Here is a 1064-nt window from a genome sequence, read left to right as displayed (position 1 = left end):
CGGCAGATCGCCGCGCTGCGGCCCGAGCTGGCCGGTGAGGACGGCGTGCGGGTGCTGCGGCACCGCCTGGGTGTGCGGCCGGTCTACAAGACCGTCGACACCTGTGCTGCGGAGTTCGACTCGAAGACGCCGTACCACTACTCGGCCTACGAGCTTGACCCGGAGGCGGAGTCCGAGGTCACCGAGCAGCGCGAGCGGCCGAAGGTGCTGATCCTGGGCTCGGGCCCGAACCGCATCGGTCAGGGCATCGAGTTCGACTACTCCTGCGTGCACGCGGCGATGTCGCTGCGGGCCGCGGGGTTCGAGACCGTCATGGTCAACTGCAACCCCGAGACCGTCTCCACCGACTACGACACCTCCGACCGCCTGTACTTCGAGCCGCTGACCTTCGAGGACGTCCTGGAGGTGGTGCACGCCGAGCAGCGCTCGGGCACCGTCGCGGGCGTCGTGGTGCAGCTGGGCGGGCAGACGCCGCTGGGCCTGGCGCAGCGGCTGGCCGACGCGGGCGTGCCGATCGTGGGCACCTCGCCCGAAGCGATCAACCTCGCCGAGGACCGCGGCGCGTTCGGCCAGGTCCTCACCGACGCCGGGCTGCCCGCGCCGAAGTACGGCACCGCGACCTCCTTCGCGCAGGCCAAGGCCATCGCCGACGAGATCGGCTACCCCGTGCTGGTGCGCCCGTCCTACGTGCTGGGCGGGCGCGGCATGGAGATCGTCTACGACGAGGAGTCCCTGCACGGCTACATCGACCGCGCCACCGAGGTCAGCCCCGCACACCCGGTGCTGGTCGACCGGTTCCTCGACGACGCGATCGAGATCGACGTCGACGCCCTGTGCGACGGCGAGGAGGTCTTCCTCGGCGGCGTGATGGAGCACATCGAGGAAGCGGGCGTGCACTCCGGCGACTCCGCCTGCACCCTGCCCCCGATCACCCTGGGACGCACCGACGTCGAGGCCGTGCGGCGCTCGACGGAGGCCATCGCGCGCGGCATCGGCGTGCGCGGGCTGCTCAACGTGCAGTACGCGCTCAAGGACGACGTGCTCTACGTCCTGGAGGCCAACCC

1 protein-coding gene is annotated in these 1064 nt (G+C 71.1%); it reads left to right on the top strand.

Annotated elements, in window-relative coordinates; all coding sequences use genetic code 11:
• A partial coding sequence (locus IMZ35_RS30235; RefSeq protein WP_199444626.1) for a carbamoyl phosphate synthase preATP-grasp domain-containing protein occupies nt 1-1064 on the top strand: 1064 nt, incomplete at both ends.

Origin of the sequence: Umezawaea beigongshangensis, from assembly GCF_016464305.1 — a bacterium.
Classification (GTDB): Bacteria; Actinomycetota; Actinomycetes; order Mycobacteriales; family Pseudonocardiaceae; genus Umezawaea_A; species Umezawaea_A beigongshangensis.
This window is presented reverse-complemented; position numbering and strand designations above follow the sequence as displayed.